This is a genomic window from Levilactobacillus brevis, assembly GCA_021383565.1.
GTDB lineage: Bacteria > Bacillota > Bacilli > Lactobacillales > Lactobacillaceae > Levilactobacillus > Levilactobacillus brevis_B.
This window is the reverse complement of record CP079699.1, coordinates 1,661,627-1,687,012: the sequence shown is the minus strand read 5'-3', so window position 1 is coordinate 1,687,012 and position 25,386 is coordinate 1,661,627. Positions and strand designations below refer to the sequence as shown.

At 52.5% G+C, this 25,386-nt stretch carries 21 protein-coding genes; 16 read left to right on the top strand and 5 right to left on the bottom strand.

Annotated features, from left to right (window positions below; genetic code table 11):
- The first annotated feature begins 10 nt into the window (after positions 1-10).
- The gene (gene uidA, locus KB236_07940; GenBank protein UIF28477.1) at positions 11-1,819 is read left to right on the top strand and encodes a beta-glucuronidase; all 1,809 of its coding nucleotides are present in this window, start codon (positions 11-13) and stop codon (positions 1,817-1,819) included.
- Positions 1,820-1,980: 161 nt separating this feature from the next.
- On the opposite strand, the gene KB236_07935 is transcribed toward uidA, so the two are convergent.
- The gene (locus KB236_07935) at positions 1,981-2,976 is read right to left on the bottom strand and encodes a LacI family DNA-binding transcriptional regulator (GenBank protein UIF28476.1); all 996 of its coding nucleotides are present in this window, start codon (positions 2,974-2,976) and stop codon (positions 1,981-1,983) included.
- 151 nt (positions 2,977-3,127) lie between these two features.
- Here KB236_07935 and KB236_07930 point away from each other — a divergent pair, with 151 nt between their 5' ends.
- The 3 genes from KB236_07930 to KB236_07920 all read left to right on the top strand — a co-directional run bounded on the left by KB236_07930 (position 3,128) and on the right by KB236_07920 (position 6,955).
- Entirely contained in the window at positions 3,128-5,659 is a 2,532-nt protein-coding gene (locus KB236_07930; GenBank protein UIF28475.1) for a glycosyl hydrolase, read from the top strand.
- Positions 5,660-5,852: 193 nt separating this feature from the next.
- The gene (locus tag KB236_07925) at positions 5,853-6,350 is read left to right on the top strand and encodes an isochorismatase family protein (GenBank protein UIF28474.1); all 498 of its coding nucleotides are present in this window, start codon (positions 5,853-5,855) and stop codon (positions 6,348-6,350) included.
- 125 nt (positions 6,351-6,475) lie between these two features.
- On the top strand, positions 6,476-6,955 hold the full coding sequence (locus tag KB236_07920) for a glutathione peroxidase (protein UIF28473.1): 480 nt from the start codon (positions 6,476-6,478) through the stop codon (positions 6,953-6,955).
- Positions 6,956-7,191: 236 nt separating this feature from the next.
- On the opposite strand, the gene KB236_07915 is transcribed toward KB236_07920, so the two are convergent.
- Together KB236_07915 and KB236_07910 are read right to left on the bottom strand one after the other, a co-directional pair.
- Complete coding sequence (locus KB236_07915; protein UIF28472.1) at positions 7,192-8,022, bottom strand: response regulator; 831 nt, start codon at positions 8,020-8,022, stop codon at positions 7,192-7,194.
- Complete coding sequence (locus KB236_07910) at positions 8,019-9,317, bottom strand: ATP-binding protein (protein ID UIF28471.1); 1,299 nt, start codon at positions 9,315-9,317, stop codon at positions 8,019-8,021. Before KB236_07910 ends, KB236_07915 begins: the two co-directional genes overlap by 4 nt.
- A 189-nt stretch (positions 9,318-9,506) precedes the next feature.
- On the opposite strand from KB236_07910, the gene argF reads away from it, so the two are divergent.
- The 4 genes from argF to KB236_07890 all read left to right on the top strand — a co-directional run bounded on the left by argF (position 9,507) and on the right by KB236_07890 (position 14,021).
- A complete protein-coding gene (gene argF / locus KB236_07905) occupies positions 9,507-10,505 on the top strand; it encodes an ornithine carbamoyltransferase (protein UIF28470.1) in 999 nt (332 codons plus the stop codon).
- A gap of 14 nt (positions 10,506-10,519) precedes the next feature.
- The gene (arcC, locus tag KB236_07900; protein UIF28469.1) at positions 10,520-11,446 is read left to right on the top strand and encodes a carbamate kinase; all 927 of its coding nucleotides are present in this window, start codon (positions 10,520-10,522) and stop codon (positions 11,444-11,446) included.
- A 164-nt stretch (positions 11,447-11,610) separates the two neighbouring features.
- Entirely contained in the window at positions 11,611-13,164 is a 1,554-nt protein-coding gene (locus KB236_07895; protein UIF28468.1) for a YfcC family protein, read from the top strand.
- Between the two features lie 188 nt (positions 13,165-13,352).
- On the top strand, positions 13,353-14,021 hold the full coding sequence (locus tag KB236_07890) for a hypothetical protein (protein UIF28467.1): 669 nt from the start codon (positions 13,353-13,355) through the stop codon (positions 14,019-14,021).
- Between the two features lie 539 nt (positions 14,022-14,560).
- Here the strand turns inward: KB236_07890 and KB236_07885 are convergent.
- Entirely contained in the window at positions 14,561-15,277 is a 717-nt protein-coding gene (locus tag KB236_07885; GenBank protein ID UIF28466.1) for a sulfite exporter TauE/SafE family protein, read from the bottom strand.
- 162 nt (positions 15,278-15,439) lie between these two features.
- Between KB236_07885 and KB236_07880 the strand changes: the two genes are divergently transcribed.
- Genes KB236_07880 through KB236_07870 form a run of 3 tightly spaced genes read left to right on the top strand, consistent with a single transcriptional unit; the run spans position 15,440 to position 17,278 of the window.
- Positions 15,440-15,811, top strand: a complete 372-nt coding sequence (locus KB236_07880; GenBank protein ID UIF28465.1) for a GntR family transcriptional regulator — start codon at positions 15,440-15,442, stop codon at positions 15,809-15,811.
- On the top strand, positions 15,808-16,518 hold the full coding sequence (locus tag KB236_07875; GenBank protein ID UIF28464.1) for an ABC transporter ATP-binding protein: 711 nt from the start codon (positions 15,808-15,810) through the stop codon (positions 16,516-16,518). The genes KB236_07880 and KB236_07875 overlap by 4 nt, the downstream gene beginning before the upstream one ends.
- Positions 16,511-17,278, top strand: a complete 768-nt coding sequence (locus KB236_07870; protein ID UIF28463.1) for a hypothetical protein — start codon at positions 16,511-16,513, stop codon at positions 17,276-17,278. Before KB236_07875 ends, KB236_07870 begins: the two co-directional genes overlap by 8 nt.
- Before the next feature lie 68 nt (positions 17,279-17,346).
- On the opposite strand, the gene KB236_07865 is transcribed toward KB236_07870, so the two are convergent.
- Entirely contained in the window at positions 17,347-18,465 is a 1,119-nt protein-coding gene (locus KB236_07865) for an ROK family transcriptional regulator (GenBank protein ID UIF28462.1), read from the bottom strand.
- A gap of 394 nt (positions 18,466-18,859) precedes the next feature.
- Between KB236_07865 and KB236_07860 the strand changes: the two genes are divergently transcribed.
- The 5 genes from KB236_07860 (at position 18,860) to KB236_07840 (ending at position 25,386) form a co-directional block, all read left to right on the top strand.
- Positions 18,860-20,293 (top strand): glycoside-pentoside-hexuronide (GPH):cation symporter, encoded by a 1,434-nt coding sequence (locus tag KB236_07860; protein ID UIF28461.1) that lies wholly within the window; start codon positions 18,860-18,862, stop codon positions 20,291-20,293.
- Positions 20,294-20,427: 134 nt separating this feature from the next.
- Positions 20,428-21,204: an SDR family oxidoreductase gene (locus KB236_07855; GenBank protein ID UIF28460.1), complete on the top strand. Its 777-nt coding sequence runs from the start codon at positions 20,428-20,430 to the stop codon at positions 21,202-21,204.
- A gap of 39 nt (positions 21,205-21,243) precedes the next feature.
- Complete coding sequence (locus KB236_07850; protein ID UIF28459.1) at positions 21,244-22,785, top strand: FGGY-family carbohydrate kinase; 1,542 nt, start codon at positions 21,244-21,246, stop codon at positions 22,783-22,785.
- Positions 22,786-22,904: 119 nt separating this feature from the next.
- Positions 22,905-23,717, top strand: a complete 813-nt coding sequence (locus KB236_07845; protein UIF28458.1) for a Cof-type HAD-IIB family hydrolase — start codon at positions 22,905-22,907, stop codon at positions 23,715-23,717.
- A gap of 460 nt (positions 23,718-24,177) precedes the next feature.
- On the top strand, positions 24,178-25,386 hold the full coding sequence (locus tag KB236_07840; GenBank protein UIF28457.1) for an NAD(P) transhydrogenase subunit alpha: 1,209 nt from the start codon (positions 24,178-24,180) through the stop codon (positions 25,384-25,386).

Here is a 25,386-nt window from a genome sequence, read left to right as displayed (position 1 = left end):
ATCAGACGTTATGGAGCAAGAGTTACTTTATCCTCGCACGAATAAAAAAAGATTCGATCAGAAACTAGATGGTCTTTGGGACTTCGAGTTTGATCGCGACAGCCAGGGCGTTACACAGCACTGGTCAACACAATTACCCGATCCAATTAAAATGCCCGTTCCAGCCAGCTTCAACGACTTCTTCACGGACAAGGATTCCCGTGAATTCACGGGAGACTTCTGGTACGCCAAGCAAGTCTTTGTACCCGGCTATCTACGTGGACAGCGGATTGGCCTTCGCTTCGGCGCGGCAACGCACCGGGCAACCGTCTACGTTAACGGTCAGGAGATTCGACATCACGAGGGCGGTTTTCTACCGTTCTTGGCCGACATCACCGACGCAGTAAAATTCGATGAACCCAATACCGTTGCGGTGCAGATGAACAATGAACTTCACCGGGATGCCTTGCCCGCTGGAGACACCGCGGTCCTGAAGAACGGTAAGAAGATGGCTAAGCCCTTCTTTGACTTTTATAACTACTCGGGGTTGAACCGCAGCGTCCACTTGGTCGCCACACCGCAGAATCATATTGTTGATTACACGGCGGTCACCACGTTAAAAGACCAGACGGCGACGGTTCACTACACGGTCAAAACGAGCCAATCCGCGGCGAGTGTCAGCGTTGCCTTACGCGACGAAACCGGACAGGTGGTGGCAACGGGCAACGGTCGGACTGGTGATCTGGTCGTCCAGCACCCGTTGTTGTGGCGTGTTCGGGATGCTCACCTGTATACGTTGACCATTCAGATGACGGCTAATGACCAGCTGATTGATGAATACAGCGACGAGATTGGTTTGCGGACGATTGCTATTTCCGGTCACCAGATCTTGGTTAACGGCGAACCCGTTTACCTGAAAGGGTTTGGGCGGCACGAAGACAGCATTTATGCTGGTCGGGCCTTTGACCTGAACGTGGAGAAGCGGGACTTCGAATTGATGAAGTGGATGGGGGCGAACTCCTTTAGAACTTCGCACTATCCTTACGATGAAGAGGTTTATCGCTTTGCCGATCGCGAAGGCTTCCTAATCATTGATGAAGTGCCGGCCGTGGGCTTTAAGATGGCCGCTGCCAGTTTCTTAGGGGGCTTGGATCAATCATTCTTTGATGGTGACTGGACGGATGAACTGTACAAGAAGCATCTCGACCAGATTACTGACATGATTCACCGGGATAAGAACCACCCGAGTGTGCTGGCGTGGAGCTTGTTAAACGAACCGGATACCTCCAGCAAGTCGGCCGTACCGTACTTTGAGAAGTTGTTTGCAGATACCAAAGCGTTGGATCCCGAACAGCGGCCACGGACCTTCACCCTCAATGAAGATGATACCTTCGATACATCCTACTGCAAGCAATTCCCAGACTTTTACCTGTTGAATCGTTACCCTGGTTGGTATCACAAGTGGGGCTACGAAATTTCTGATGGGGAAGCCGGCTTGCGCGAGGAACTCGACAAGTGGGCGGCGTCAGACATCGACAAGCCCATCGTCTTCTCCGAATACGGTGCTGATACCCAACCGGGTCTGCATAAGTTGCCATCCGTGATGTGGAGTGAGGAATATCAGATTGAACTCTTACAAATGTTCAACCGGGTCTTTGATTCCTACGACTTCATTCGCGGGGAACAACCGTGGAACTTGGCTGATTTCCAAACAGTTGAAGGAAACATGCGGGTTAATGGTAATAAGAAGGGGTTGTTCACGCGTGACCGTCAACCGAAAGAAGCGGCCTTCTATCTCCGCAAACGGTGGTTGAAGATTGACCCTGACTTTAAGAATTAGACAGGCTAAAGAACGTTAAGCTTGGTTTAACGTGGTAAATTTAGTGGTATCCTGACTAAATTGAAGAGCAACAATTGAACAGCAAAAACCGCAGTAAAGCCAAGCATGAAAAGCCTGGCTTTACTGCGGTTTTTATTTGAAAATTGCTAAATATTGAAAGCTTACAGGCTGCTGTCGCGCTGGATAATACGGGTACTGATCACGACGGATTCAGGAATCTTATTGGGATTCTTAATCTGTTCCTGTAGGAGATCGAAAGCCCGTTCACCCATGATTTCCGTGTAGACGTGGACCGTGGATAATGCGGGGTAGGCGTACTTGGCGATAGCGACGTCGTTGAAACTAATAATGTTGACGCGCTCAGGTACTTGAATGTCGTGTTGTTTCAAAGCCTTGAGTGCCCCGATAGCCATTGAATCACTCCCGATGATGAAGGCGTGGGGGAGGTCGTCTTGTAATTCGGTGATGGCGCGTTCCATCAGCAAATAGCCGGAGTCGGGACCGTAACTGCCGGTGAAGAGATAATCAGGGTTAAAGAGGTCTTCGTGAAGTAGTCGGGTCCGGTAGGTTGTGGCCCGCGGATCATACACGGCGTTGTGTTCGGTCAGCGTTTCTTCCTGACCGGCAATCAGACCGATATCCTTGATTCCCTCGGCCAGATAGTGGTTAATGATCCAGTTGATGGGCGTCAGAAAGTCACTTTGAACGCTGTCGAAGCCGTAGAGCAGATAGTTTTCGCCGATGAAGACCAGTGGCTTACGGTAGTCGGCCAGTCGGTGGATTTCCGATTCGTCGTACTTTCCCACGGCAATGATGCCAGCGTAATCGGTCAGGTCGATGTGGTCGATATTATTAAACGAGATGGTGTCAACGGAGACGCCACCGCTTAGCGCACGGGTTTCAATCCCGTACTGGATCTGATAGTAATAGAGATCATTGAGTTCTTCTTTATCGGAGTGCCACTGAACCACGGCGATCTTGGCGCCAGACTGTTTGGCCTTCTTGGGTTTCTTCTTGTACTGCAACTTCTCGGCGACTTCTAGGACCTTGCGGCGCGTTTCCTCACTGACGGCAAGGGTGGCATCGTAGTTTAAGATCCGTGAAACGGTCGAGGCCGATACACCAGCACTCTTGGCCACGTCCTTGATGGTTGTCATCGGGCAGTCCTCCTTTGATTAGATTTATTTATAGGCTATGTATTCCATTCCATATAATTATTATAGCCGTAAATTTCAGAAAAATAGCGGATAAAATTGAATTTTCGTACTTTCTTCACTTTTAGATTGAGATTGGAGTGTGACACGAATCATGAATACGACACAAGTAATGATTAATGGTGATTTGTTGGATACGACGGCGCAGGACGCCAATACGTTCAAAGGCTTCGGTTATCTGAGCTGTAACAACTCTTCACGATTATTGCTGGATTATAAGGCGGAACATCCAGCCAGCTACCAGCAAATTTTACAGATTCTCTTTGGTGGGCACCATCCGCTGATGACGATGATTAAGCTGGAACTGGGGGATGATGCCAATACGTCGTCGGGGACGGAACCCGCCACCAAGCGCTCCGCCACCGAACCCGCCAACGTCTTGCGCGGCGCGGGGTATCAGCTCATTGCCGACGCGAAGGCCCTGAATCCACAGCTGAAGACCAGCCTCTTGCGGTGGGGAGAACCGGGTTATCTGCGGCCTCTGTGGCAGGCTGTCAAGAGCGATGATCCTGATCGTTTGGTGAGTTCCGACGCGTACGAGCCCATGTATCAACTCTATAAGCAGACGATTGTGGCGGCCTACCAGCAGTTCGGATATCTCTTTGATTATGTTGATCCGGACCGTAATGAGACTAAGCACCCGATGTATCGGTGGATTAAATGGTTTGCGGATCGTCTACGGACGGATACGGATTTTCCCGCTGACTTCCCGTTTTCCCAGTATCAGCATATCAAGATAATCGCGGCCGATCAGAACTACGAGACGGACTTCGGCGATGCACTACTCAATGACCCCGAGCTTTTGAAGCGGGTGGCGGCAGTCGGCTATCACTACAATACCGATGATGGGCCCCACAATCAATATAAACGCTTAGCCGATGACCAACAGCACGAGGTTTGGTACAGCGAAGGCATCGCGCCAATGACCTTTGGTAAATACCGGGTACGGGCCAGTTCCGGTGATGGTATTGGCGGGAAGCAGAGTGGGTTGGATGTGGCCAATCGCTTGATTAAGAGCTACGTCAAGTCACGGCGAACCTTTTACATTTTCCAGCCAGCAGTTGCGGCCTACTATCCGGGGGTGAACTACAGCCACAAGGAATTGATTACGGCGAACCGTCCGTGGTCGGGGTACTTTGAAGTCGATAACGTGGGGTTACAGGTGATGAAGCACTTCACGGACTTCGCTCAGGCGGGATGGCACGAGTCCAATCCATGGCGGTACCTGCCGAGTGCCTGTGATAGCCGCGTGGGTGGAACGGAGAATCTGACCACTCAGACGGCCGCACCGAGTTACCTCACATTGGTAGCCCCGGATAAGCAGGACTTCTCCACGATTTTTGTCAATGACAGCGCCGAACCACGAACCTATACGTTACAACTCCAGAACTTACCGGCAATGGGTAAGCCCGTCACGATCTGGGAGAGCCGCGGACCAGAAGCCGGTCAGCCTTATGATAGCGGGTTAAAACGCCAGCGCGAAACGATAACGGCTAAGGCCGGACAGCTCACCGTGCAAGTCCGGCCACATGCGATTGTGACCGCCACGACCTTAGACTTGTCCCATGATCCGGCCGTTGTTTACACCCGGCAAACGGCGCCCGTCAACAATGATCTGCTAGATGTCGCAGATAGTCAGGCGATCTTTTACCAGGATGACTTTGGTTACGCGGCGGACTATCAGAATAAGCGTGGGGGAACGCCGCGATATACCACGGACCAAGGTGGGGCCTTTGAGGTCGAATATCGTGATGGTCAAGGCGTCTTGCGCCAACAGATTACGGAAGCCCAGCGTGCCTTGGATTGGGAATATTCCTATGCACCAAACTTCACGTTGGGAGACGACCGTTGGCGGAACTACACCGTCCGCCTCTCGTTCAAGTTTGATCAGCAGACGCAACAGAACTCGCCGAGCGGTAACTACCTGGGCATCGGCTTGTATCAAGTTACGGATGTCAAAGGGCGTCTGGAGAGTGCGCCATACGTCTTCAAATTGGCTACGGATGGCGGCTGCCAACTCATCAAGGATGACCGTGTGGTTGCGTTACAGCACGTGGATAATTTGGATTTAAGCCGTCAGCATCAGCTGAGCTTCGGTATCCACGGCAATCGATTAACGGCTAGCGTGGATGGGCGTATCGTCTTAACCTACGTTGACACGGACAACCCGCATTACAGCGGACGGGTTAAAGTGGGGACGGGCTATTACCACACGGAAATTAACCAGATTATCGTGGAGAAGAATGATGTTGCGGATGGTGTTCAGTATCAGCGAATCGATGACCTTGATGAACGCGTCTCCTATTGTGGCGACTGGCAACACGTCTGTGGCTTGGGCAATACGATTTGGAACCGGACGTTGTCGACCGGACAGGCGGGTTCGCAGACACAGGTGGCCTTTGACTTCACAGGAACTGGGTTCGCCCTCTATGGTCAACAGAAGGTGGCAAGTCGGTTGACCATCAAGGTGGATGGGCACTTACTCGTTCCCAACTTCCAGCCCCAACGTGCGGCCGATAAGGCGGAGAACGCCATTTTCTTAGGACTATCGGCAGTTAAGCATCATGTGACCGTGGACGTGACGGCCGGGACGTATACGTTAGATGCGCTTGGGTTCTACCGGTAAATGGTGTCCCGTGAGGCAACCAGGGTACTGGTCCTTCACGTTTCCCTACCAATCACACCGCCCCTTAACGGTATCGCCGATGTGCGTTTGACAGTCAACATGAATTAGCCGGTGGCTGGCACCCCTTGAGTGATGAAATTTTAAGGAAAGCGTGCTACACTCAAAACAACTAAGGCGCGAAAGGGTGACGACCATGCCACAGGCAGATGTATTGTTAGTGATTGACGTTCAGAATGGGTTGAATCAAGCCGCGGGCTACGCGGAATTGGTTGACCGGATTAACGAACGCCTGGATATTTACCACGATGAAGAACGACCCGTTATTTTTATGCAGCATACCGACGAGGAATTGCCGTATGGCAGCGAGGCTTGGCGATTAGACGCGCGGTTGAACCAGCAACCGAGTGATACGGTTTTTCTGAAATACCATTCGGATTCCTTCTACGAAACTGGCCTGGCCGAACGGCTACACCACATTGAAGCCCAGAGCGTGGAAATCTGTGGCTTGCAAACGGAGTACTGCGTGGACACGGCCTTTCGGGTCGGGCATGACCGTGGCTTCGATATGATTACGATTGCCGGGATGAGCACGACCTTTGACACCCCAGAATTGTCGGCGGACGTGATTCGGCGGCATCACGAGGGAATCTGGAACGGGAGCTTTGCCACGGTTTATCAAGCTGTTGAATAACTGTCATTTGAAAACAATTGGCGTATAATTGAGTTATGCACAATTTAATGAATGGAATTTACTTTTGCGAACGGTGGGGGTGCTGACGAGGCATCCCCCTGTTCTTTAGGAAGGAAGTTTTTTAAATGACAGCGATTTACGACTTTACCGAGACCGAAATGAGCGGCCAGACCATTGATTTCAACACTTACCGCGGACGTGTGGTCCTGATCGTCAATACGGCCAGTAAGTGTGGTCTGGCGCCACAACTGGAGGGAATTGAAGCTCTGTACAAGAAGTACCATAAACGGGGCTTAGATGTGCTGGGGTTGCCGTCCAATCAGTTCCATCAAGAGCTCGATTCGGATGAAGCCACCAGTGACTTTTGTCAGATGCACTACGGCGTGACGTTCCCCATGACCAAGCAGGTTCGGGTTAACGGCGACGATGAGGACCCACTGTTCACCTACCTGAAGGCCACGGCCGGACATGGTCGGATTAAGTGGAACTTCACCAAGTTTCTGATCGGTCGCGACGGCCAGCTGATTGACCGCTACGCGCCGGTTACTAAGCCAGAAAGTTTTGAGGACGCGATTGTTCAAGCGTTAAGCGTGCCAGCTAAATAAAGGACTAATCAAAAGGCGTTGATCACCGAATAATTTTCGATGGTCAACGCCTTTTGTGTTTGAATAACTGAAGGTTAGATAGCAGCCAGAAGCCGCAGTGTGACAAGGATAACATCCAGGACAATATGATTGTCGCGTGCTGGTTGCCTTGCCGTTCGCCCAATTGGTCTGGATCGCGGTGGGGAGGATGGGACAGGCTAAAGAACAGTCTTTTTCCTCACTTTGAGCCGAAAACGCTAGACCTCTTGCACCAGGCCATCGAAAAACCGTTTGAGCGAAGTCTTCCCGCGCGTACTCCGCTCACCCTCCAGGTAGAGCATCTCACTGCGGACGTTCTTGTACTCGTACAGCGTGTTGGCGTATTCGACCACGATCTCATCGCCCATGTCGTCCAGACACAGGTGAGCCAGGTTAGTTAGACCGGTCTTGATGGCCCGGCGCACGCGCTGAAAGACAATCTTTTTCTCGCGGTCGTCGATGTGGTAGGCCACGTTGAAGTCGATCTCGCGGAAGCTAAGTTGCTGGTCGATCATGATCTGGGTAATGGCTAAAATGTCGGCGGATCCGGCCTCGGAGGTAATCCCGAGGAAACGCAAGATCGAGAGAATTTTGGCCTTTTGGGCCTGATGCGGGTCGACCGCGGGTTTGGCAGTTGTCACACCGCCCACGAGTGATTGAATGTCATTGAGTTTGGCCGCCATTTGAATGTTTTGGGCGACCTTCTCGACGACCGTCTTGACCTCAATCAGGTTGATGGGTTTGTCGATAAAGAATTCAATGCCGGCTTGGTAGGCCTCGGCCCGGAGATCGGCGTCCTTGACCTGAGAGATCATGATGAATCGTAACGTGGGGTGTAGGCGTTTAAGCTTATCGACCAGCTCGATGCCCGACATGCCGGGCATTAGCAGGTCGACCAGGACAATATCCACGTCGAGTAGCATGATGTCGGCGATGGCCTTCTGCGCGGTCGGGGCCGTTCCCACCACACTGTTGGTCGGGTCTTGTTCCAGAATCCGCCGCAACATCATGGGGATGGCGGGGTCATCATCAACGATATAAAAATTCATTGGGGCGCCTCCTGTGTCAGTCGTTGTTTGTTGAGGGTGATTTCAAAACTAGTGCCTTTGCCGGGGGTGGAGTCCACGCGGATGTCGCCGTCGAATTGTTCCTGAACGATGATCTTTACGTGGGAGAGGCCGATACCGCGGTAAACGTTGCCCGTGACCTGGTCGAACTTGGTACTAAATCCCGGCTGAAAGATCATGGCTTGCGTGTCAGCGTCCATCCCACTGCCGTTGTCGCTCACAGTCATGATGATGTTGGGACCGGCGTCGGCCACGGTAATGCGAATGTGGCCCTTGGACTGGTCCAGCAGGGCATCGGCGCTATTGAAGATGAGGTTTGAGAGAATGGACACCACGTAATAGTGGTTGGGGACCACGAGATCGACGTGACTATGGGTCTCGATGACGATGCCACGTTGATGTTCCTTCAACGCCTCACGAATGTAGCGGGTCGTCACCTTGAGGATATCTGCCAGCTGCATGGGGGCGGTCTGGTCGTTGCCAAAGTAGCTACCGAGACCACAAATAACGTTTTGATAATCCTTCTTGATCTCGTGGACGTCGCGGGCAATGGTCAAGGCCATCTCCTGTTCCGCCGGTGTGGCGTTGTCCTCTTGGAGGTGTTTGTTCAGGAGATAGGCGTTTTTCATGACGTTTTCGATTTCCGTAATGCTCTTGCGCATGAAGTAGACCTCACTCTTCACGACGGAGGCCACCCAGATGAAGTGGTAGTATTGTTGCTCATGGTCCTCGTCGCGAATCAGTAGCGTAAAGTGGTGGTAGAGAAAGGCCAGTCCGCAGCTAATTAGGCTGCGAATCAGTGCGGTCACGAAGAGCAGTTGAAACAGGCGGTAGTGATAGTCGGTGAAGCCGGTCAGAATGCTGACTTCCAGCAGGTTGGCGAGGTAGTCGCAGACGATGATCGTCAATAGAAAGGAGCTATTGTTGCGCTCTCCCTTGCGCCAGTAGAGGCCGTAATACAGTAGGCCATAGCAGGCGTAAAAGGCCATATCGGCAATCACATAGCGTAAGTTATCGGTGCGGCTGACATCATTGCCGATAGATAGCAGAATTCCCCGAAAGAGGGGCGAGGCCAGCGCGATAGCTAGGGTGAGGTGGATAGGATTCAGGTCGGCGTTGAAATACAGAAAGATAGGCAGTAGTAAGACCGACAGGGTTAGGATAAACCCCGGGGTGTAGGCGGAAAAGTTGACCTGCGAGGCCAGGGCAATGCAGGTGGCCGCAATCAAAATTCGGCGGTAGCGTTCGTGACTGATGAAGCGAGATGGTTTCAGCATAATTGATAGAACTCCTCACACAATGGGTGAACGGACGTTGTAAAAGGGTGATGGTGGGCAAAGGAACCACCGAACCAAAAAGATGGCGTAGAAATTTTTTAATATTTTACGCACGTTGTGAAGCTTCGTGAAGTTTTACGAAACCGATTACATATACTGTCATTGTAAATAACAAAGGAGGAATTAACAATGTACAATTTGCGGAATCGGAGTTTTCTCACGTTATTGGACTACACCCCTAAGGAAATGGGCTTCCTGTTACAATTGGCCGAAGACCTCAAGAAGGCCAAGTATGCCGGTACGGAACAGCAAAAGTTAAAAGGCAAAAACATCGCCCTAATTTTTGAAAAGAACTCGACGCGGACCCGTTGTGCATTCGAAGTGGGGGCCTACGACCAGGGTGCCCACGTCACTTATCTCGGACCATCCGGAACCCAGATGGGCAAGAAGGAGTCGGCGAAGGACACGGCTCGCGTGCTGGGCGGGATGTTTGATGGTATCGAATACCGGGGCTTCTCTCAACGGACGGTGGAAACATTGGCGAAGTATTCCGGCGTGCCTGTTTGGAACGGTCTGACCGATGAAGATCATCCGACCCAAGTGCTGGCCGACTTCCTAACGGCGAAGGAAATCCTGAAGAAACCTTACGACCAGATCCACTTTACATACGTGGGGGATGGTCGGAACAACGTGGCCAATGCCTTGATGATTGGTGCGGCCATCATGGGGATGACCTACCACCTCGTGTGCCCGAAGGAACTGAATCCAACGCCAGAACTGCTGGCCAAGGTCGATGCGATTGCTGAACAGACCGGCGCCACCATCTTCATCACCGATGATGTTGACGAGGGGGTCAAGGGGTCCGACGTTCTTTATACCGACGTGTGGGTCTCCATGGGTGAACCCGACGAGGTCTGGACGGAACGGATCAAGTTGCTTTCGCCTTACCGGATTACCAGCGAAATGATGGCGAAGACGGGCAATCCTAACTGTATCTTTGAACACTGCCTGCCATCCTTCCACGACACGGAGACTAAGGTCGGCAAAGAAATCGAAGAGAAGTTTGGCCTGACCGAGATGGAAGTGACCGATGAAGTCTTCGAGAGTCCCGCTTCGGTGGTCTTCCAGGAAGCTGAGAACCGGATGCACACGATTAAGGCGGTCATGGTCGCTACCTTAGGCGAATAGCGGAGGACAAGCAGATGGCAAAAATCGTTGTTGCCCTGGGTGGAAACGCCCTGGGAAAATCACCAGAAGAACAGTTGGAACTCGTTAAACACACGGCTACCTCCCTGATTGGGTTGGTCGCCGCGGGGCACAAGGTCGTGATTAGTCACGGTAATGGGCCGCAAGTGGGTGCGATTAATCTGGGAATGAACTATGCGGCCGAACACGACCAAACGGCGGCCTTTCCCTTCCCCGAATGTGGGGCCATGAGCCAAGGCTACATCGGATACCACCTCCAACAGAGCCTGCAAAATGAGCTACACCAGCGGCAGATCACTAAGGATGTGGCGACTGTGGTGACGCAGGTTGAGGTGGACGAGAACGATCCGGCCTTTCAGCATCCAACGAAACCGGTGGGGGCGTTTTACAGCAAGGCGGACGCCGATCGAATTGTGGCCGAAAAGGGCTACACTTTCGTCGAAGACGCCGGCCGCGGCTATCGGCAGGTCGTCCCTTCACCGCTCCCGAAGACCATCATCGAGCTGAAGAGCATTAATGATCTGATTGAAAATGACAATCTGGTCATCGCTGGTGGCGGTGGCGGGGTGCCCGTGATTCAGACCCCAACTGGTTTGAAAGGGGTCCCCGCCGTGATCGACAAGGACCGCTCCAGTGCCCTGTTGGCCGCTAACATTGCCGCTGAACAGCTCATTATCCTGACGGCCGTGGACGCGGTGTACGTGAACTACGGCTCGCCGGACGAAGATGTCCTGCGCGAGCTAACGGCCGAAGACGCCCGGCGTTACATTAACGAGGGCCAGTTTGCCCCGGGGAGCATGCTCCCGAAGATCGAAGCTTGCTTGGACTTCGTGGCCTCGGGTGCCCACCGCACGGCGCTGATTACGTCGCTGGACCGTCTCGACGACGCATTGGCGGGCAAAGTGGGAACGCTGATTAAATAAATGACGGCGGCTGGCAAGAAAGCCGACCTAAGAAAAAGGTTGCATAACACATAGAGCGTGGTCCAAAGGATGTTGGCGTAACACCCGTTCTTTGGGCCACGTTTTGGCATGGCGGCACTCGCCGTGTCAGGACAGAAGTTAAATACGCGTTAAGGGGTGACACTATGGATACACCAGCACAACAACCTAAGAAAAAATTCAAACTACGGATGCCCGGCGCCTTCGTGATCCTGTTTATCTTAACCATCGTTGCCGTAATCGCGACGTGGTTGATTCCGGCGGGGTCTTATTCCAAATTAGCTTACGACTCTCCGAGTTCTTCGCTGGTCATCACGAAGCCTTCGGGGAAGACGGAAAAGGTAGCGGCGACACAGGAGCAGCTGGATAAACTCGGCGTGAAAATTCAGATTGGCGAGTTTACCTCCGGCGGCATCACGCAGGCCGTCTCGATTCCTAATACTTATCAACGGCTGAAACAGCATCCGGCTGGTCTGGGCGCTATCACCAGTAGTATGGTGAGAGGAACCATTGAGGCCGTCGATATCATGGTCTTCATCTTCGTGTTAGGGGGTCTCATCGGTGTGGTGAAAGCCAGCGGGGCGTTTGAAGCCGGCCTGCTGGCGCTGACGAAGAAGACGAAGGGTCACGAGTTCATGCTGATCTTCATGGTCGCCATTCTCATGATTCTCGGGGGAACGCTGTGTGGGATTGAAGAGGAAGCCGTGGCCTTTTACCCAATTCTGGTGCCAATCTTCATTGCGATGGGCTATGATTCCATTGTCTGTGTGGGGGCTATCTTCCTGGCGAGTTCGGTCGGGACCTCGTTCTCCACGATTAATCCGTTCTCCGTGGTGATCGCGTCCAACGCGGCCGGCATCAACTTCACCGAGGGAATTGTGTGGCGGATCGTTGGGTTGATTGTGGCCTCCGTCTTCGTCATTTGGTATCTACACTGGTACAGTAAGAAGGTCAAGGCCACGCCGGCGTTCTCCTACACCTACGAGGACCGCTCATCCTTTAACAAGATGTGGTCGGTGGCCTCTGGTGATAGCGAAGAGGGGAGCGAATTTACTTTTCGGAAGAAGCTCATCCTGATTTTGTTCGTCGTGACCTTCCCCATCATGGTGTGGGGCGTCATGTCGCAGGGCTGGTGGTTCCCAACTATGGCCTCATCCTTCCTAGCATTCGCCATTATTATCATGTTCCTGACGGCGACCGGAAAATACGGGATTGGCGAAAAGGGCGTGGTCGATGCCTTCACCAACGGGTCTGCCAGTTTGGTTGGCGTCTCGTTAATCATTGGGTTGGCCAGAGGGATTAACTTGGTCATGAATGAAGGGTTAATCTCCGATACAATTCTCCAGTATTCCTCGACGCTGGTGGCCCACGTGAGCGGTTCGGTCTTCATCTTGATTCTGATGCTGATCTTCTTCGTTCTGGGCTTCATCGTGCCGTCCTCGTCTGGGCTGGCGGTCTTGGCGATGCCGATCTTCGCGCCACTGGCGGATACGGTGGATATCCCCCGGTTCGCCGTGGTGACGGCCTACCAATTTGGCCAGTACGCGATGCTCTTCCTGGCCCCAACCGGCCTGGTGATGGCAACCCTGCAGATGCTGGACATGAAGTATTCCCACTGGTTCAAGTTCGTCTGGCCAGTCGTGGTCTTCGTGCTGGTCTTTGGTGGCGCCATTCTGGTGGCCGAGGTCCTGGTCAGTTAAGACGCGTTTAAAGCGTGGTAAGAAATACAAAATGGTTTCAGATTTAGCGTAATGGTCTGTCCGCGGTGTGCTGTCGGGACAGGCCATTTTGGTGCGTCGTGGGTGGGAAAGCAGGGAAGCCGTCTCTCCTCAGTCGTCGTGTAGTATACTAATCTAATGTAAGGAAGTTGACTATGAGGAGGCACAGCATGTCATTGACGACTGCGAAGAATTATTTACTGTTAACCGAGAGAATCAATGAAAAGCCAGTACTTCGGACGCGGTTTACCACGCAGGCCTATCTGGTCCTAGCCACGTTGTTGGACCTGATTGACCAGCATGTTTTGACGGCAGCGGATGGTCAGATGCGAGTGGCCGATGCGGCTAAATTTGACGCGCTTCCCCAGTACCTCAATGAATTAAAGGTTCGGCTGCAGACCGACTTGCGGCAGGACACGCGGGTCAAGACCCTCTTAAAAGTGGTGACCAGCTGGAACATTGTCAACGCTATTTATGATGGTATTGGGGCTGAGCTGGAAGCGGCCGGCTTGGTTGAGCGCGTGATCTTTCAAAACAATCTGAAGCCCCACGTCATCTATGAACCGCAGGACGCGAGTCGCCAGCGGGTGCGGACCAACCTGGCACAACGGGTAACGGCAGGAACTGTCACGCCGACGGACAGCAATCTCTGGTTGATCCTACGGCAGCAGAACGCGCTGAAGTACCTGTTTTCTGACCAGCAGCTGTCGACACTAACGACTGCCTTCGCTCAGCAGGCCCAGCACTCCCCAGCGGTAACGACAACGCAAGACCTAGTCGTCACGGCGGGTGAAATCATTCAGATGAAGAAGTTTGAGATGGACGGGTGGCTGAGCTAGTCAGCGCCATTTCAGGCATCACAAAAGCCATTCCAACTGCGATTGGAATGGCTTTTTGGGATAGCTTTAAAAGAATAGATAAGGGTTGGAAGCTAGAAATCAGCTAGAGTCCATAGTATGACAGGGATACCATCCACTATAATAGGATAGTCGCGTACTGGTCGCCTTACCGTTCGCCAAATTTGACTCGCTCACGGCTACATTTGCTGTAGCCAATTATGCCGGTCGAACGTGGCCACGCCAGCGATGTCACCGCGCGTTTAGTGGTTTTCAACCATTGTAACCGGAGGCAGTCAGAGATGGAGGTAGCCGTGGCAGCGGTGTTAGCTGACGTCTTGGGTCAGCTTACAGCGCGGGACGTGTTTGGAGACTGGCGAATTTTGCCAGGCTTCAAACCGAGCCGGAGGACCGTTTCTCAGGCCGCAGGCGGTCCCCACAGCGCCGGAATCTCTGGCAGCCGTAGGTGGTGCTAATAGCTTGTTTAATGGCGATAAGTCCTGTCAGCGGGGGACTGAAACGTGTTCGCGAACTTTCAATCTTCAGAAGAACAGGTAGTAGGCGCCGCTCAAGCCGATGAAGACGTAGATGTACCGTTTCACCGTCCCGATGTTCAAGTGGTTGAGGAGCCGGGCCGCAATTGCCGTGCCCAGAATGGCGCCGACCATGCCGACTAAAATATCTGGAATGACGGCTGTAGTGAGAATGCCGTTGGCGACCCGTAGCGTGGTGATGTAGACGATATCGATGAGGAAGAACGTTTGGATATTGGCGATGTAGTCGCCGGTGGACTTGGCGAGCGACAGGAAATAGAGGGCCATGAGGGGACCCCCAATCCCGAAGAGGCCGTTGAAAAAGCCCGAGATAATCATGAAGATACCGGCGACGAACCACGGATAGGGTTGGGTGCCGGCTTTTTTATTGAAAGAAAAGTAGAGGGATAGTGCAATCAGCAGTCCGCCCAGGAGCATTCGCAGCAGATGAACATCGAGGACTTTGACCAGATGAACCGACCAGGCCGCCACGCTGGCGTAGACCAGAAAGGGGATGATAATCCGCTTGAGGTGAATATCGTAGCGGTAGCGCAGAACCAGCGTCAGCACGCTGGCCGCCATAATTAGCGAAGCCACGCCGGCACTCTCCGCAATCGGCAGAATGCTGGGCAGAAAAATCATCATCATGATGGCGGCGCCGAATCCGGTTAGCCCCTGGACCAGCCCGGCTAGAAAGCCAAATAGAATGATTAGAAACCAAGTCATAGGTAAAACTCCTTTAAATCTCGTTGCATCCAGTGTGGAGAATATCGGTGGGAAAGTCAACGGTCCTCACCGTTTTCGGCGAATTTATGAGTTGTGCTTGCCAAGCCACCGCTAAGATGTTATAGTGTGATAGTAAAATATAACACTAGGGAGGCGGAGTAAGTGAACTTTGACGATAAGATCCCCATTTACTATCAAATCGAGAATTATATCTATCACGAGATTATCACCGGCACGTTAAAACCAGGAGAGAAGTTACCGTCCGTTCGGCAGTTGGCCGTGGACGTCACGGCCAACGTGAACACCGTCCAGCGGGCACTCAGTGAGATGATTGCGGGCGGCATCATTGAATCCAAACGAGGTAGGGGGAATTTTGTTACCATGGAGACCGCCAAGATTGATCAATTGAAAGTCAAATTAGTCACGACCCAGCTTGAACGGGTCTACGACCAACTACATGCGTTGAATCTGAGTGATGACGAAATCGTCACGAGCCTACAGCGCTACATCCAACAGAGGGGGCAAGCCAAATGACTGATAGTTTAAGCATTCAAAACGGAAATTATAAGCGGGGGATGAAGACCATTCTTCGCGATGTCAACCTGACATTGGCCCCCGGTAAGATTGTCGGCCTGCTCGGGGAAAATGGGGCAGGGAAGACCACCTTAATGCGGTTGATTACCGGGAGTGCGAAGGGCAAGGGCACGATTCAAGTTAACGGTCTCGCCAGTGAGGCGGAACGCAAACAAGCCGTTAGCTTTTCCGAACAGCTCCGGGGTTTCTCTAGCAACGTTAATGTGAGCCGCGTCTTGGCCTTCTACGAAACGGTCTACGGTGATTTTGAAGCCGACCGTTTCGCTGAACTCGCCGACTTTCTCCAGATTGACACCGACCTGAAGCTTGCGGCGTTATCTAAGGGAATGAAGGAAAAATTGGTCATCGCATTGACGTTGGCTCGCCGCACCAGCCTGTATCTGTTGGATGAACCCTTCAGTGGCATTGACAGTATGAGCCGCAAGAAGATTATCAACAGTATCATTCAGTGGAAGCCGGAGAACGCGACGATGGTGATTAGCGACCACTATGTTTCCGAGATCGCGCCGATTTTAGACGAGATTGTGGTTGTCAAGGACCAGACCATTTACGCCCACCGTCAGGCCGATGAGATTCGCGAAAAATTCAATGTTGGAATTGAGGCCTACTACGAGAGCCTGTATGAGAGGGGTAACGACTATGACTAATTTTGGGAAACTATTTAAGGTGTTTAACCGGAACAAATTTGCCACGGTTAACCAGCTGATGCTAATTGAGCTGGCGGTGATTGCCGTTAGCCTCATCTGGAGCCTGATTTGGGGGAATTTGTCCCAGATGAGTGTACTGGGCACCGTCAGCGGTTGGTCCGGACTGGCCTATGTCGTGGGCTTTATCCTAATTTCTCGGCGTGCCGAGAATGCTTTCACACATGATACTTACCGGTTGATTCCGGCCAAGGATACCACCTTTTATCTGGCAAACTTATTTTCTTCATTGGTGATGTTCCTCTACCTGATTGCGTTGCAGGTCATTCTCCACTTAGTGGGGATCGGCGTTGCCTGGTCACGGATTAATCCAGAGTTGGACGGGATAATGCGTCTCGAAAATATCAGCAGCGCAGAACTGGCCAAGGGGATCACGCTGGTCATTCTCGTTGTCCTGGCCCTCTTCATTCTGGCACTGACCACGATTACCCTGATTCACCTGACCGTCAGCGCAACGAATAGTTTCTTGCCGGTCGCTGGTAAACGGGTCGTGGATGCGATCCTCTACATTGTGGTGATTGTGCTGGTGGTTCGTCTGGTTGCTTTCTTCTTTGGTCAAGTCAATCAGCTGATGACGACCTTGAATCTTCAGGGCACGACGAATATGATTCTGCCAATCCTGGGGATGCTGGTTCTGGCGGCGCTGGAGTCCGTCTTGAATATCTTCTTGATGAAGCGCTGGGTGGAAACGGTCGCCAATTAAGTTGAATAGATCAGCTTGTGGAAAAAGGGTCGAGAAATTTTTCTCGACCCTTTTCGATCACTGGAAACTTAAATATTTTGAAGTTGTACCTGAATGGCGGGAATTGCGGCGCCAATCGCCACGGCATGATCCACGACGGACCCGCGCTGCAGGTACCCCGGCGTTTCGGGAAAGACGGAGAGCTGCTTGAGGCGTTGTTTGAGCGCCTTCACGTGAGCTTCACTGAGGTATTTCGTCAGCTCACCGGCGATGACGATCGGTAGGTCAACGAACATGTGGAGGTTATAAATGGCTTCGGACAGGTAATTCAGGTATGTCTCGAAACGCGCTTCGACCGCCGCATCGTGTTGGTGGAGGTCGGCGAAGAAGGTGCCGAGATCCTCGTTGGGTTGCAACAGGGAGCTAACGGAGCAGTAGGTTTCAATGCACCCCCGCCGGCCGCAGTAACAGACCGGCCCGTCCGCGGAGTTTAAGGTGATATGCTCCATGGTCCCGCTCCGACCGCTGGGACTCTTGAAGACCTGACCGTTGATGATAATAGCGGTCCCGATATGCTCACTGATGGAGAGAAAGATACCATCGGTGGGCTTTTTGGCGTATTCGGCTACCGCAACACAGTCGGCATCGTGATAAAAGGTGACCGGGAAGGGCAGGTACTGCCCGAAATTATCGGCCTGCATGCCGGTACAGTCGAGAATCTTCCCGTAAAGAATGGTCGTGCCATCGTTTGAAATCAACCCTTGAATGCCAATCCCCACGCCGCTAATCTGGGTCAGGCTGAAGCCCTTGGTTTGCAGAAAACTGAGGAGTTGCTGACTCAGCGCCTGTGCGTACTGGTCGTCGTTAGCGAACGGTAGGTTAGTCGTGTGCAGGGCCAACACCTCGTTGCGGAGGTTGAGCACAGTCATGGTGGCGTAGCTGCGGAAGATTTCCATGCCCACGCTCAGGCTGACGTTGGGGTCAATCGCATAAGCGGTAGCGCGGCGACCAATGAGGGACTTCAGTTGGCCACTCTTGATGATGAGATGCCGCTCGGTTAACTTCTGCAAGTTGGAGCTAACCGTGGGCAGACTCAGGCCCAGGGTATCCGCAATGTCCTGCTTGGAGAGCTTCTCATTATCGTAGAGAAGGTGGTAAATATCCGAATAGTTCGAGTGCTGAATAGCTTGCATATTACTAGTACTCATGATGGGCCCCTTTCTGAATAAGACTGAATAGGTTTAGTTTAGCACATCTGAGCAAAATAGAAAGTGATTTTAGCTAATTATGTAACCGCTGTCATTGCCGTTCTACGGAGACTTTGACCAGAATTAGCGATTAGTGACGTTGGCGAACCGATCGCGTGTTTTAAGACTATTAGTCACGTGAATACTTCACAATTACGAGTTAATTGTGTGCGGCTTACCTCTGATAATGCCATATTATTGGCTAATCGGACGCAGTTAATCACCTGTGAAATAGATATTTATCGGGTTAACCGGTTGCTTATGTAAGCGATTGCATTTATACTAGTGCAGTAAATTGATTTTATCAAATGAGTTTATAAAACGTTTGGTATTAATTATCTGTGAGGTGTTGGAATTGAAAAAATATTTATCCTATGCGTTAGGGACGTTCGGACATGATGCGTTCTATAACACGTTGAGCATTTATTTTATGATGTTTTTGACCAGCCAATTGTTCACGAACGGTGCGGACGAGAAGATGGTCGGCATTGTGACGACGCTGATTGTGGTGATTCGGGTCGGCGAGATCCTCTTTGATCCCATGATTGGGGGCGTCGTGGACAATACGAATACGCGGTGGGGCAAGTTCCGGCCGTGGATTATGATCGGCTCGGTCGTGGCCTCACTGGGGTTGGTCTTCTTGTTCTCGGACTACTTCGGCTTGGCCTGGAGCAATCCGACCATCTACCTGGTCTTGATTGCCGCCACCTTTCTGATCGTCGACGTCTTCTACTCGTTTAGTGATATCGCGCTGTGGTCGCTGCTGCCCGCCGTGATCCTGGATTCTAAGACGCGGACTAAGTTTGGGACGGCTTCGCGGATTGGTTCCACGCTGGGCGCGCAGATCGTCATCGTCATTATCACACCGGCGATTATGCTGTTTTCCCATTGGATCTCGAAGGTTCCCTTTGGGCAGCAAACGCGTGCCGGCTGGACGGGGTATGTGGTGATCGTCGCCGTACTCTGTACCGGTGGGGCGCTGATTACCTCCCTGAACCTGAAGGAACAGCACAACGTGATTCGATCAAACGTCAAGCACACCACGCTTTCCGACATCTTCCGGGCGATTGGTCGGAACCGACAACTGCTGTGGATTGCGGCGTCGTACTTTCTCTTTGCCTTTAGCTACGTGGTCACCAACTCCCTGTTGATGTACTACTTCCGTTACCGACTGGGCAATGCGGGCGCCTACACCTGGGTGGGGGTCATCACCTGTATTCTGGGGGTCATCTCGGTGGCCCTATACCCGGCGCTGGAGGCATTGATTCGACGCAAGGCCATCTACATTGGTGGGATTGCCTTCATGCTAGTGGGTTACGTCCTGTTCCTTTTCGCCGGGCAGAACCTGCTACTGGTCTTATTGGCGGTGTCGTTTTACTTCTTCCCATACCCGCTGATTTTCTTAGCGACGTTGATGACGATCACCGACAGTGTGGAGTACGGTCAGCTGGTCAACGGTGTGCGGAATGAATCCGTCACACTGTCGATTCGGCCGTTGATTGATAAGCTCGCCGGGGCCGCCTCCAATGGTATCGTGGGAATCGTTGCCGTGATGGTGGGGATGACGGGGAATGCCAAACCTAGCGATATCTCCGCCACGGGCGTCTCGCAGTTCAACCTGTTTATGTTCTACATTCCCATCGGATTACTGATTGTAGCGGCGATTATCTTTTGGCTTAAGGTAACGCTGACGGAGGAGAAACATGCCGAGATCGTCCGCGAGTTGAAAAAACGGCTAAAGACGAAGACGGCAGAAAGTCAGACGCAACAAGCGATGCAGCACGATTAGGCGGTTATTTTTTGAGAAAAATATGAAAACGTTACCAAAAACTATTGACTTCTCAGTTTTGAGGGATTATGCTAAGTCGTGAATTAAAGAAAGTCATTTTACAAAATACATTTATCTTTTAGGAGGAATTCATCATGGGTATTTTAGATAGAATGCGTTTGGACGGTAAGAAAGCTTATGTTACGGGTGGTGCACAAGGTTTAGGTAAGGCGATGGCAACGGGATTAGCTGAAGCCGGGGCCGACGTGGCCATTGTAGATATCAACATTGCCAAGGCTCAACAAACGGCCAAAGAAATTGCCGAAGCTACGGGACAAAAAGCCATTGCCATCAAGACGGACGTCACCGACCCCGAACAGGTCCAACACATGGTTGACACGGTCGTTAAGGAATTGGGTGACTTAGATGCCGCTTTCAACAACGCCGGGGTTTGCCTGAACGTGCCGGCTGAAGAAATGACCTACGACCAATGGCAAAAGGTGGTCAACTTAAACTTGAACGCCGTCTTCCTTTGCTCCACGGCTGCTGGACGGTACATGTTGAAGCAAGGCTCCGGGTCCATCGTGAACACGGCTTCGATGTCCGCACACATCGTCAACCGGCCACAACCACAATGCTCCTACAACGCTACTAAGGCCGGGGTTATTCAATTGTCCAAGTCCTTAGCTATTGAGTGGGCCAAGAAGGGCGTCCGGGTCAACACCATGAGTCCTGGTTACATGGGCACTGATTTAACCTTGAACTCACCGGATCTGAAGCCGTTAATCAAGACTTGGAATGACTGGGCACCACTGGGACGCTTAGGGAAGCCGGAAGAATTACAAGGCATGGCCGTTTACTTAGCCAGCGACACCAGCAGCTTCTCCACCGGTTCCGATTACTTAGTCGATGGGGCCTTCACCGCATGGTAAACCGTTGCGCATAACGCTTGATTAAAGAGGGGAATAACGATGAAATACTTGATTGGTACGGACATTGGGACTTCGGGAACGAAGAGCATCCTGATGGACACGAACGGCAAACTCATTGCCCAGGATTTGGAAGAATACGACGTCTTGACGCCCCGTCCCTTGTGGGCAGAGCAGTGGCCGGACGTTTGGCTCAAAGGCGTAAAGGACTCCATTCGCGCGGTCGTTCGTGAAAGCGGTATCGCGCCGGCGGACATCAAGGGTATTGGCTTAAGTGGCCTGTACGGTGGCTCCGGCGTGCCGGTGGACGAGCACATGAACCCGGTGCGCCCCGACCTGATTTGGATGGATCGGCGTGCCGCGGGTGAAACGGAATGGGTCAAGGAACACGTTGACTTAAAGCGACTATCCGAGATTACCGGGAACGACGTGGTTGACCCGTATTACGGGTACACCAAGGTATTGTGGATTAAGAACCACGAGCCAGAGAACTGGAAGAAGACGGCGATGTTCCTGCCGCCAAACAACTACGCCATTTACAAGCTGACCGGAGAAGTCTCCATTGACTACTCCGCCGCCGGGAACATCGGGGGCTTCTACGATGTCAACACCGGGACCTGGTCCAAGGAAATGATGGACGCGATGGGTGTTCCAATGGACAAGATGCCCCAGAAATTCGTCGATGCGACCGAGATTGCCGGGCGGTTAACGGCGGACGTTGCTGCTGACCTGGGTCTCGACTCGGGCACGCCGGTTATCGCCGGTGGGGTCGACGTGGGGGCCGCCAACATTGGCATGGGCGTCTTTGAACCCGGTCGGTACGTCGCGGCTATCGGGTCCTCGATGAACGCCGCACTGGTGAGCGACAAGCCAATCAAGGGAAAGGGTCTCATCGTTTGGCCGTATCCTTATAAGTCTCGCGAGTTGGTCTACAACTTCAGTGGGTCAGCCACGGCGGGCGCGATTACCAAATGGTTCCGCGATAACTTTGGCGATGCCGAAGTTGCCGTTCACAACCAAGGGGGACCGAACGCCTACGTTACGCTGGGGGCGGAAGCCAAGGATGTGCCGGCCGGAAGCCGCGGCTTGGTCGTTCTTCCTTACTTTATGGGCGAACGTGCGCCTATCTGGAATTCCGATGCCAAGGGCATGATCTTCGGCTTGTCGCTGGTTCACACCAAGGCGGACCTGTTCCACGCCTTTCAAGAAGCCGTCTGCTACGCGCTGCGGCACAGTATGGAAAGCACCGGTCGAGACCTTGGTGACTACATCGTGATTGCTGGGGGCGTCACGAATTCACCGGATTGGGTTCAAATGTTTGCCGATGTCACGGGTTATGCCGTCCGCACGCCGGTCGATGATGCCGAAGCCAATCTGGGGGATGTCATGCTGGCCGGTTTGGCGACGGATACGTTGACTGTTGACGAAGTTCAGAAATGGCAAGTTTTAGGTGATAAGGTCGAACCACGTGCCGAACAGCACGCCACCTATAACAAATATTATCAACTTTACCGGAAGCTCTACGATGATTTGGGCGATGACATGCATACGCTGTCGTTGATTTCCGGGATTGAAGAATCTTAGTGACTAGTTAAAGGCGTTTCCGACGAGAGCGGGGCGCGACTAGTGACGCATAAGCTGATCACAATGAAGAGTTCGGGAACTTTATCTCGGACTCTTCGTTAGGTTAAGGAGGAAAAGGCATGTATCGAATGATTACCAGTGACCTCGATGAAACCTTACTGCGCGCGGACGGAAGCGTCTCCGAAGCAAATGTGGCCGCCATCCAACGGGCGACGCAAGCGGGGATTAAATTCGTACCGAATACGGGGCGGAGCTTTCTGAGCATTCAACCGTTACTAAAGCGGTTGGGGCTGTGGAATCTGCCGCAACAATACGTGATTGCCTACAATGGTGGAGCGATTGTCGAAAATAAGGATAATCGTGTCGTCCGCCAGGCCACAATGCCGTATCCCGTGGCGGCCGCGGTCTTCACGGTGCTTCGGCAGTTTGATGTCGCCATTCATGTCTATACGCTGACGGGCCTTGCTATCTACCATCCACGAGCTGATGACTTGGCGTATCTACAGACGCGTGGGGTGCAAGCGACCACCATGCACGGCGGCTTTGAGCAGTTTCAGACGGCCCCGATCATGAAGGTAATCGCCATGAATCCGGCTGCTAAGGTTCGTCGAGCGGCCAAGGCGGCGGTGCTCGCCCGGGTTGACCAGCCGGTGAACTGTACATTTTCCTCCGGTCGTTATATGGAAGTGAATCCGGTGGGGGTCGATAAGGGGACGGCTACGTTAGCTTTGGGCCAGCGCTTGGGTATCGCCGCCAACGAGATCATGGCGATTGGGGACAATGCCAATGACTTGCCGATGCTCACCCGGGTGGGCTGCCCGGTGGCCGTGCAAAACGCCACACCAGCGGTCAAGACGGCGGCGGCCCACGTGACCACCGCAGACTTTGAACGAGGTGTTGGTGAAGCGATTGATTGCTGGGGCCTGAGTTAGCAAGGGGGTGCTGTTGAAAATGCGGGCAGATACAACTGAAAAGCGCGGCAATTGGCGGCTTGAGGGCCCTAGGTTAGGACAGTTAATGGCCTAACTTAGTCGGGTGCGATGGACACGCCGGCTTGTAAAAAGGGATGCCAATGGTTTTTATGGTAGCTGGCGTGTGAGACCGCCGCATTCGATGCCAGGACTAGACCAATAAGTTACAAATGAAAATAAGTCATCATTTTTACTTGTGAATGTTAAAACTTGTTTTCACGTTGACTTAACGAATTGCGCAGAAGATCAAGTGCCTAATCGGAAAAATATTTTGTGATTTTTTATTGACTTGGGAGCACTTACTGCCGCGTGGAACAAAGAATTGTTGCTTGTGCACAAATGCGGCTGAAAGCATTGTTTTGTGACCCGAAATGCTTTATAGTTAACTTGTGAACAGCTTATCAAAAAGGGGATGTGTTGAATGGCAATTACCATTTCGGTTTTAAAAGAAGCTCCTGGTGAAAACCGGGTAGCATTGTCACCGGACGTCGTACGTAAGCTCGTCAAGAATGACTACCAAGTGCTGATCGAACAAGGTGCTGGGGAACGGTCCTTCTATCGCGATGAGGTTTATACCAAGGCCGGTGCCAAAGTTGTCGACCGTTCGGCGGCGATTACGCAGGCAACTGTAATCGCCACGATTGCTCAACCAGATGATGCAGCCATTGATCAGATGAAGGCGGGGCAAACACTCATCGGATTACTCGCACCACTGACGGACACAGAGTTTGTGAAGAAACTTGCCGCCAAGAAGATTAATGCTTTAGCGTTCGAACTGTTACCGCGGACGGTGTCACGGGCCCAAACTATGGATGTTTTGAGTTCGCAAGCCAGTGTTGCGGGGTACAAGGTTGGCCTGATGGCCGCGGATCATTTCTCACGGTATTTCCCAATGATGATCACGGCCGCTGGGACCGCCAAGCCAGCTAAGGTCTTGGTTCTGGGGACCGGGGTTGCCGGACTACAGGCCATTGGGACTGCCAAACGGTTAGGTGCCATGGTTTCCGGCTATGATATTCGGCCAGCTTCTCGTGGTGAAGTGGAATCGTTAGGGGCAACGTTCTTGACGACCTCCGTTTCTGCGACTGGTGAAGGTGGCTATGCGCGGCAGTTGACCAAGGAAGAAACCGCACAACAACAAGCAGAATTGGAAGGATTCATCGCCCAAAACAATGTGATTATTACGACCGCGCAAGTACCTGGACGGCGGCCACCCCTTCTGGTTACTCAGAAGTCCGTGGACGAGGCCAAGACCGGGACGTTATTTATGGATTTGGCCGCGAGTGATTTAGGCGGCAACGTGGCTGGCTCGAAGCCAGGTGAAACGGTAACGACACCAAATGGTGCTGAAATCGTGGGTGCCGGCGACATGGCCAGTCAATTACCAGCTTCCGCTTCGGATATGTACGCCAAGAACGTTCAGGCGGTCTTAAATGACCTCAACAAAGATGGCGAGTTGGTCTTCGATGTTGATGATGAAGTGGTAGGCGAACTACTGGCGACCTATGACGGTGAAATTATCAGTAACCGGCTGCGGTCTGTCATGGAACTGCCGGAACGTAAGCCAGCAGAACCGGAAGAACCTGAAACGCCGGCTGATGATCAAGACGACGCGAAAGGAGCTGATTAG